This is a genomic window from Halomonas sp. S3-1-1 (assembly GCF_023757625.1).
Classification (GTDB): domain Bacteria; phylum Pseudomonadota; class Gammaproteobacteria; order Pseudomonadales; family Halomonadaceae; genus Vreelandella.
Map to the genome: position 1 here is coordinate 236,751 of NZ_JALGBZ010000006.1, position 8,477 is coordinate 245,227.

The 8,477-nt window shown below is 63.1% G+C and carries 8 protein-coding genes; 5 read left to right on the forward strand and 3 right to left on the reverse strand.

Annotation, left to right across the window (positions count from 1 at the left end):
• Positions 1–34 precede the first annotated feature (34 nt).
• The gene (locus tag MQW23_RS17030; protein ID WP_252109405.1) at positions 35–1,000 is read left to right on the forward strand and encodes a carbohydrate kinase family protein; all 966 of its coding nucleotides are present in this window, start codon (positions 35–37) and stop codon (positions 998–1,000) included.
• A gap of 104 nt (positions 1,001–1,104) precedes the next feature.
• Here MQW23_RS17030 and MQW23_RS17035 read toward each other — a convergent pair whose 3' ends face one another.
• From MQW23_RS17035 to zwf, 3 genes are read right to left on the reverse strand one after another with little or no spacing between them, the layout of a single operon-like run.
• On the reverse strand, positions 1,105–1,767 hold the full coding sequence (locus tag MQW23_RS17035) for a bifunctional 4-hydroxy-2-oxoglutarate aldolase/2-dehydro-3-deoxy-phosphogluconate aldolase (RefSeq protein WP_252109406.1): 663 nt from the start codon (positions 1,765–1,767) through the stop codon (positions 1,105–1,107).
• Positions 1,768–1,807: 40 nt separating this feature from the next.
• Complete coding sequence (gene pgl / locus MQW23_RS17040) at positions 1,808–2,473, reverse strand: 6-phosphogluconolactonase (RefSeq protein WP_252109407.1); 666 nt, start codon at positions 2,471–2,473, stop codon at positions 1,808–1,810.
• A 1-nt stretch (position 2,474) separates the two neighbouring features.
• On the reverse strand, positions 2,475–3,968 hold the full coding sequence (gene zwf / locus MQW23_RS17045) for a glucose-6-phosphate dehydrogenase (RefSeq protein ID WP_252109408.1): 1,494 nt from the start codon (positions 3,966–3,968) through the stop codon (positions 2,475–2,477).
• A gap of 227 nt (positions 3,969–4,195) precedes the next feature.
• Between zwf and MQW23_RS17050 the strand changes: the two genes are divergently transcribed.
• From MQW23_RS17050 to trkA, 4 genes are all read left to right on the forward strand, one after another.
• Positions 4,196–5,686, forward strand: coding sequence for a TrkH family potassium uptake protein (locus MQW23_RS17050; RefSeq protein ID WP_252109409.1), 1,491 nt, complete (start codon positions 4,196–4,198; stop codon positions 5,684–5,686).
• A gap of 18 nt (positions 5,687–5,704) precedes the next feature.
• Positions 5,705–6,790 carry a sensor histidine kinase gene (locus MQW23_RS17055; protein ID WP_252109410.1) on the forward strand — a complete coding sequence of 362 codons (1,086 nt, stop codon included), beginning with the start codon at positions 5,705–5,707 and terminating at the stop codon, positions 6,788–6,790.
• Positions 6,783–7,511 (forward strand): response regulator, encoded by a 729-nt coding sequence (locus MQW23_RS17060; RefSeq protein ID WP_252109411.1) that lies wholly within the window; start codon positions 6,783–6,785, stop codon positions 7,509–7,511. The genes MQW23_RS17055 and MQW23_RS17060 overlap by 8 nt, the downstream gene beginning before the upstream one ends.
• Positions 7,508–8,477 (forward strand): Trk system potassium transporter TrkA (gene trkA / locus MQW23_RS17065; protein WP_252106751.1); only part of this gene is annotated, 970 nt, incomplete at its 3' end. The genes MQW23_RS17060 and trkA, both read left to right, overlap by 4 nt.

The following is an 8,477-nucleotide window of genomic DNA, read 5'->3' on the forward strand; positions in this document are numbered from 1 at the left end:
ACAATGAGCGCAAAGCGCGTAAAAGGAGGTGTGCATGACGCCAGTCGTTACTTTTGGCGAGGCTCTGGTCGATATGCTTTCAAGCCGATTAGGTGATGAAGCAGGCCCGGAAACGTTCACCCCCTATGCCGGTGGCGCGCCGGCCAACGTGGCGGTGGCCTGCGCCCGTTTGGGCGTGCCCAGCCGTTTTTTGGGTATGCTCGGCGATGACCGCTTTGGGCGTTTTATCAATGAAGAGCTCAGCCATCATGGCGTCGATACCAAAGGCGTGGTATTTACCCGCCTGGCGCGCACCGCACTCGCGTTCGTTTCGCGCGATGAGCATGGCGAACGCACCTTCGACTTCTACCGCCCACCGGCGGCGGATCTTCTCTACCGCGTCGAGCATCTGCCCCAGGACACTTTCGAGTCGCCGGTGATTTGGCACGTATGTAGCAACAGCCTGACCGAGCCGGCGATTTGCGACACCACTCTGGCGCTAACGCGAATGGCGCAAAAGGCCGGCGCGCTGGTAAGCGTAGACGCCAACCTGCGCCACAACCTGTGGCCAGACGGCAGCGCCTCGACCCGCCGCGTCACCGAGCTGTTGTCGCTGGCGATGCTAATCAAGGTGTCCCAGGAGGAACTCGACTACCTGCGCGGCGCCGAAAGCGAAGAGGCCTGGCTCGCCGAGCGCTTGAACGCGGGCGCTAGGGCGATACTGATCACCGATGGGCCAAACGATGTGCGTCTTAAAACGGCCACGCTGGATGAGCGCATCACGCCACCCCGCGTACAGGCGGTGGACACTACCGCTGGTGGTGACGCCTTCATGGGCGGCTTTATGGCCTGCTTAAGCCAAGCGCTAAGCCGCGATGCGCTGCCTGAAAACCTGCTCGAAAGCGCGGCATTTCTTACCCGCGCCGTCGGCATTGCCTGTAACTGCGGCGCCTACGCCGTCACCCGCCCCGGTGCCTACGCTGCCCTGCCTACTCGCGGCGATATCCCAGGTTTCAGATAGGCGTTTATTTTTTGAAGGGATCTCTTTAAAGCGCAAAAAGCCCGAGCGGTCGACCCGCTCGGGCTTTGATCACTTGGCGCAAGCGTCCTAATGGTGAAAGCGCCTTAGTGGTGAAAGCGCTCCGCCGCTTCCTGGGCGAGCTTTTTAATCCCGTCCCAATCTTCGGCGTCGACCATGGCCTTCGGCGTGAGCCAGGAGCCGCCGATGCACATGACGTTGGGGAGCGTCAGGTACTCCTCGGCGTTGTCCAGCGTAATACCGCCGGTGGGGCAAAAGCGCGCCTCGGAGAGCGGGCCGCCGATCGCCTTGATCGCCTTGGCGCCGCCGCTCGATTCCGCAGGGAAAAACTTGAAGCGGCGATAGCCGTACTGCCAGCCGGTCATCAGCTCGGAAACGGTGGAAACGCCTGGCAGCATCGGTACCGGGCTCTCCACGCCATAGCGGTAAAGCGCCTCGGTGGTGCCGGGAGTGACAACGAAATCCGCGCCGACCTCTTCGGCCTGGCGGTACTGGGCCGGGGTGAGCACGGTGCCCACGCCGATGCTTGCCCCAACCAGCTCCTTTTTCATACGCTTGATGGCCTCGAGCGCGCAGTCGGTGCGAAGCGTGACTTCCAGTACGTTGATGCCGCCTTCGAGCAGCGCGCGGCCCATGGGCACGGCATCTTCGATACGCTCGATGGTGATTACCGGGATGACCTCGGCCTTAAGGCAGATGCTGTCGAGCTCGGCGGTGCGGCTGGACGGAAGCTGTTTATCGATTGTCATAAAAATCTCCAAACCCTAACGCGGGCGTGCAAAGGGTGTGTCAGGGTGCCCAGTAGATGGCCAGCGGGCAGCTTAAAAAGGCGCGAATGGGAAGCTGGCGAACGTCGTCGCCACCCATGGCGCTGCCGAGTACGGCGCGTTTGTCGTCGCCGGTGATGTGCAGAAAGTGGCGCCGCGCCTGGTGCAGGCGGTCGGCGCTCAGGGTAATGCGCGGCTGAGGCTGGCTGGGCGTGCGTACCGCTACCAGCGCTTCATCGGTGGTCATGGCAAGGCCAAGCTCCGGGCTATCGGGGAAAAGCGAAGCGGTGTGGCCATCGCTGCCCATGCCTAAAATGACCACGCTGGCCGGCCAGGCGAGCGGCTCGAGGCGCCGTGCGACCTCTTCCACGCCTTGCTCCGGCGTTTCGGCCTCACTGGTCAAGGCAATGAAATCGGCGTTTGCCGCCTCCCCCACCAGCAAATGCTCGCGCACGAGCCTCGCGTTGCTGTCCCTGCTTTCGGCGTCGACCCAGCGCTCGTCGGCCAGCGTCACCTGCACCCGCTCCCAGGCAAGCTCTCTTTTAGCGAGCGCGGTAAAAAACGGCACCGGCGTGGAGCCGCCGGAGACGACCAAAAGCGCCTTCTCCTGGCGCTCGAGATCCTCGGCCAACGCCTGATACACCGCTTCGGCCAGCTGCTCGGCCAGCGCGTTACGTACGTTGCTCATATCAGTAGTCCTCGTACCAGCTGCGCCCGTCCTGGGTGATCATGGCGATCGACGCCACCGGTCCCCAGGAGCCGGCCGGGTAGCGCCGGGGCGGCGTTTCGCGGGTCTTCCAGCCGTCGATGAGCTGATCGCACCAGCGCCAGGCGAACTCAACCTCGTCGCGGCGCACGAACAGATACTGCTGGCCCTTCATCACTTCCAGCAGCAGCCGCTCGTAGGCGTCGGGAATGCGCGACTTGGGAAAGGCGCTGTTGAAATCGAGATGCAGCGGCCCCGGGCGCAGACGCATGCCCTTGTCCAGGCCGCTGTCCTTGGTCAACACCTGCAGCGCGATGCCCTCTTCCGGCTGGAGGCGGATGATCAGCTTGTTGGCGGCGATGTCGCGCTGATCCGGGTCGAAAATGTAGTGCGGCTGCTGGCGAAAATGGATGACGATCTGCGAAAGCTTCTCGGGCATACGCTTGCCGGTGCGCAGGTAGAACGGCACGCCAGCCCAGCGCCAGTTGGAGACCTCGGTTTTCATCGCAACAAACGTTTCGGTGCGGCTCTCCGTATTGGCGTCTTCCTCTTCGAGATAGCCGGGCACCGTTTGGCCGTCGCTGGTGCCGGCGATGTACTGACCGCGCACCACGTCGCGCCCTAGTGCCTCGCCGGTAAAAGGCTTGAGCGCCTTGAGCACCTTCACCTTTTCATCGCGAATGGCGTCGGCGTCCAGGTTCGACGGCGGGTCCATGGCGATCAGGCACAGTAGCTGGAGCAGATGGTTTTGCACCATATCTCTAAGCTGACCAGCGTCGTCGAAGTAGCCCCAGCGTCCTTCGATGCCCACCTTCTCGGCCACGGTGATCTCCACATGCGAAATGTGGTTCTGGTTCCACTGGGTACCGAACAAGGGGTTGGCGAAGCGCAGCGCGATCAGGTTCTGCACCGTCTCCTTGCCAAGATAGTGATCGATGCGGTAGATCCGCTCTTCCGGGAACACCGCGCCGATGGCGTCGTTGATCTCTTTCGAGGAATCCAGATCGTAGCCGATGGGCTTTTCCACCACCACGCGGGTATCGTCGTCGAGGCTGCCGCTTTGCGACAGGTTGTGGCAGATATCGCCGTAGATACGCGCCGCCACGGAAAGATAGACCACCATCGGGCGCTCGGCCCCCTGGCGCCACTGCTTGATCGCGGCGTAGCCTTCTGCACTTTTGAAATCCAGCTGCAGGTATTCGAGGCGGTTTAAAAAGCGCGTCAGGCTCTGTTCGTCCTGCTCGTCGGCCTTGAGCCGTTTTTCGAGTGCCTGGCGAATTAGCGCGCGAAACTCATCGAGGTCATGCCCCTGGCGCGCGAGCCCCAGAATGCGCGTGGCCTCGGGCATCAGCCCGTCGCGGTCGAGGTGATAAAGGGCAGCGAACAGCTTGCGCGTGGCAAGATCGCCAAGCGCGCCGAAAAGCGCCAGATCGATCGCATGGTTCGGATCGCCTAACGGGGAATGAGGCTGGCTCATCGTGACTCCTTGAATCCTGACACCGCGAACGTTGTTTAATTACCTAAAATTTACTCGATCGCGGCCACAGTACGCAATAAATTGTGTAATTTTACTACTTTTAGCTAACGCTTGCAGGTCGAGCTCGGGAATGGCGAATGCAGACCGACCACTGCCCGCACTTTTTACAGACTTTTTATGTCAACGCGTGCTGAGATAGGCGGGTCTTCCCAGCCAGGCGGTCGAGCATGCCTTTTTCAAGCAAACGTGTTGCCTACGCCCTCAACTCCACTCGCCGTTGGGCGCCGGTACTCAAGACGCTGGCGGTGCTCTGGATCATTCTGGCGCTGTTCATGCTCGTGCCACTCGGGGTGCTGGCCTGGGAGAACGACCCGGACGTCTGGGCCTTTCTCAAGGCGGTAACCGTCGTGGCCACACTTGCCGGCGCCTCGCTCGCGGCGACCTACCGCACGCCCATTGAGCTTAAACCCTGGCAGATGTTTGTGCTAACCCCGGCCAGCTGGGTCAGCGTTAGCGGCTTTGCCAGCCTCCCTCTGATTCTGGGCGCGCCGCAATTGAGTATCACCAACGCCGTGTTCGAGTCGGTGTCGGCGATCACCACCACGGGATCCACGGTGATCGTGGGCATCGAGCATCTCTCTGACGGTCTCAAACTCTGGCGGGGCTTGATGCAGTGGCTCGGCGGCATTGGCATCATCGTGATGGGCATCGCGATTCTGCCCTTTTTGAAGGTCGGCGGCATGCGCCTTTTCCATACCGAATCCTCCGACTGGTCGGAAAAAGTGATGCCGCGCACCGGCGGTATCGCCAAGGCCACGCTCGTGGTCTATGTGGGGCTGACGGGCGTTGCCATGCTCGGCTACTTCGTTGGCGGCATGGCGCCGCTCGACGCCGTCGTGCACGCCATGACCTCGATCGCCACCGGGGGCTTTGCCAACTCGGACGCCTCCTTCGGCGCCTACGCCGACGCGCCATGGCTTTTGTGGATGGCGAGCGCCTTCATGCTCTGCGGCGCGCTCCCCTTCGTGCTCTACATTCGCTTTTTGCGCGGCACGCCTGAAGCGCTCTGGCAGGATCAACAGGTGCGCGGGCTCATCAAGCTGCTATTGATCGTCATCGTGTGCCTAAGCGCCTGGCGCGTCGCCCTTGGCGAGCCCTGGTTCGACTCGCTCACTCACGTGACTTTCAACGTCGTGTCGGTGGTGACTACCACCGGCTACGCCTCGGACGACTACACGCTGTGGGGGGCGCTACCGGTCACTGCGTTTTTCTACCTGACGTTCATGGGCGGGTGCAGCGGCTCGACCAGCGGCGGCATGAAGATGTTCCGGTTTCAGATCGCGCTTTTGATGCTGCGCAACCAGCTGCGCTATTTGATCCACGCCCACGGCGTGTTCGCTACGCGTTACAACGACCAGCCGGTGAGCGACGAGGTGACCCGCGGGGTCATCGCCTTCTCGTTCTTCTTCTTTTTGACCATCGCGGCGCTGGCGCTTTCGCTTTCCACACTCGGGCTCGATTTCGTCACCGCCGTGTCCGGCGCGGCCACGGCGGTGGCCAACGTGGGCCCGGGCCTGGGGGAGGTGATCGGCCCGGCGGGCAACTTCTACACTCTGCCGGACGCGGCCAAGTGGCTTCTGTGCGCAGGCATGCTGATGGGCCGGCTCGAGATACTGACCGTGATCGTTCTGCTGACGCCGATGTTCTGGCGCCGCTAATTTTCAAGGAGGCGTTTCTTGATCGCGACCTGGCGTTTACCCACCCTGCATGAGCTTGGCTGCGCGCTGCTTTTTAACGCGCTCGCGCTTTTGGCGTCCTGGGGACTTTACACCTGGCTTGCGCTGGCCAATCTGTCGCTGGTGTTTTTAAGCGCAGTGCTCGCCTGCGCGGTGCTGGCGAGCCGTTTTGCTGCGCTGATCAGCGCGCTTTTAGGCTTTTTGACCTTCAACTTCTTTTTTACCGTACCGACGTTTTCATTGATCGTCGCCGAGCGCGAGCAGCTTCTCACGCTGTGCTTTTTTCTACTGATCGCGTTGGTGGTGGGCAACGTGGCCAGTGAAAGCCGCCGGCGCTTGAGCGCGCTGAGCGCCGCGCGCCTTGCCGAAGAGCAGGAGCGGCTGCGCTCGGCGCTGTTGGCATCGGTGTCCCACGATTTGCGCACCCCTCTCTCTTCCATCATCGGGGCGGCCAGCTCGCTGCGCGCCCTCGATGCTCAGCTAAGCGATAGCGACCGCCGTGCGCTTCTGGATAGCGTGCTGGGTGAAAGCGAGCGGCTGGACCGCTATATCCAGAACCTTCTGGACATGACCCGGCTGGGTCACGGCGAGCTGAAGATAGAGCGCGACTGGATATCGCTGGATGATTTGATCGCCACGGTAAGGCGGCGTTTGGCCGGCGCGCTGCAGGGGCTCACGCTGGAGCTTCGCTTTGCGCCAGGCAACCTGCCGCTTCTGTACGTTCACCCGGCGCTGATCGAACAGGCGCTGGTCAACGTCCTGGAAAACGCCGCCAGGTTTTCGCCGCCGGGTGGCGTTATCGAGATATTGGCCTTCACCGATGATGCCGCCACGATGCTCACCATTGCCATGACGGACCAGGGCCCAGGGATCGAACCGGAAAGGCGCGAGAAGGTCTTCGATATGTTCTACACCGGGGGCGATCGCAGCCCTCACGGCAGCGGCCTGGGGCTTGCGATCTGCAAGGGCATGGTGGGCGCCCACGGTGGCCAGGTACGCGCCGAGGCGAACCCCGAAGGCCAAGGGACACGCATCGTGATCACGCTGCCGCTTTATAGTCCGACCAGGGAGGCGCGCGATGAGTGACGCCGGACACGTGCTGATCGTCGATGACGAGCGCGGTATTCGTCAGTTTTTGCGCATCAGCCTGCACTCTCAGGGGTTTTGCGTCAGCGAGGCGGCAACCGGGGCGCTTGCCCTCGACGCGGTGCTGGCCGCGCACAGCGGCACGCAGGCGCCGATCGATCTGATACTGCTGGATCTAGGCCTCCCCGATATGGACGGCCAGCAGGTACTGCGCGCCATTCGCCGCCAAAGCGAGGTGCCGGTGATGGTGGTGTCGGTGCGCGGCCACGAGGCAGAAAAGGTGCAGGCGCTGGACAGCGGCGCCAACGACTACGTGACCAAGCCCTTCGGTATCGAGGAGCTGTTGGCGCGTATTCGCGCGCTGCTGCGCCGTCCACTGCCCGGCGCCGGCATCAAGCCCTACCGCTTTGGGGCGCTATGTATCGACCTTGCCGCCCGGCGCGTCACCCTCGGTGAGCAGACGGTGCGCCTGACGCCCAAGGAGTTCGCCGTACTGGCGCTGCTGGCCAGCCAGCCCGGGCGCGTGGTGACCCAAACGCACCTTTTGCGCCACGTTTGGGGCGCGGTGCACGAAGACGACACTCACTATCTGCGCATCGTTGTCAGCCGGCTGCGCCAAAAGCTCGGCGACGATCCACAGGCCCCTTTTCTTCTACAGACCGAGCCGGGCATCGGCTATCGGCTGGGCATCGACCCAGGCCCCAGGGAGACGAACGCATGAAAATCATCATTCTCGGCGCTGGCCAGGTCGGCGGTACGCTGGCCGAACACCTCGCGCGCGAAGAGAACGATATCACCGTGGTCGACACCAACACGGCCAAGCTCCGCGAACTCCACACGCGCCTCGACATCCGTACCGTCACCGGCGCCGGCTCCTACCCCATCGTGCTGCGCCAGGCCGGCTGCGAGGACGCCGACATGCTGATCGCCGTCACCAACTCCGACGAAGTCAACATGATCGCCTGTCAGGTCGCCCATACCCTGTTTCGCACGCCGACCAAGATCGCCCGGGTGCGCGCCACGCCGTACCTGACCCGCAAGGGCCTGTTCGCCCACGAGGCGATTCCAATCGACGTGCTGATCAGCCCCGAGCAGGTGGTCACCGACCACGTGCGCCGGCTGATCGAGCACCCGGGGGCGCTGCAGGTGCTCGAGTTCGCCGGCGGGCTCGTGCAGCTCGTCGCGGTCAAGGCGTTCTATGGCGGGCCGCTGGTGGGCCAGGATCTCGCCTTTCTGGGCCGCCACATGCCCAACGTCGACACCCGCGTGGCGGCGATCTACCGGCGCAACCGGCCGATCATCCCCCGCGGCGACACGGTCATCGAGGCCGACGACGAGGTGTTCTTTCTCGCCGCGCGGCGCGACATCCGCGCGGTGATGAGCGAGCTCAGGCGGGTTGAGCGCGGCTTTCGCCGGGTGGTGATCGCCGGTGGCGGCAACATCGGCGAGCGCCTGGCCGAGCATCTCGAGCACAGCCACCAGGTCAAGATCATCGAACACAGCCTTGAGCGCTGCACCACCCTTTCCGAGCGCCTCGATCGCACCGTGGTGCTGCACGGCAGCGCCACCAGCAAGCGCCTGCTGGAAGAGGAGAACATCGAGGATTGCGACATCTTCTGCGCGCTGACCAACGACGACGAGGTCAACATCATGTCGTCGCTGCTGGCCAAGCGGCTGGGGGCGAAGA

Coding starts and splice junctions, on each gene's coding strand:
- pgl (WP_252109407.1), bottom strand. CDS start 2,473: ATGAGCAACGTACGTAACGCGCTGGCCGAGCAGCTGGCCGAAGCGGTG.
- MQW23_RS17050 (WP_252109409.1), top strand. CDS start 4,196: ATGCCTTTTTCAAGCAAACGTGTTGCCTACGCCCTCAACTCCACTCGC.
- MQW23_RS17030 (WP_252109405.1), top strand. CDS start 35: ATGACGCCAGTCGTTACTTTTGGCGAGGCTCTGGTCGATATGCTTTCA.
- zwf (WP_252109408.1), bottom strand. CDS start 3,968: ATGAGCCAGCCTCATTCCCCGTTAGGCGATCCGAACCATGCGATCGAT.
- MQW23_RS17060 (WP_252109411.1), top strand. CDS start 6,783: ATGAGTGACGCCGGACACGTGCTGATCGTCGATGACGAGCGCGGTATT.
- MQW23_RS17035 (WP_252109406.1), bottom strand. CDS start 1,767: ATGACAATCGATAAACAGCTTCCGTCCAGCCGCACCGCCGAGCTCGAC.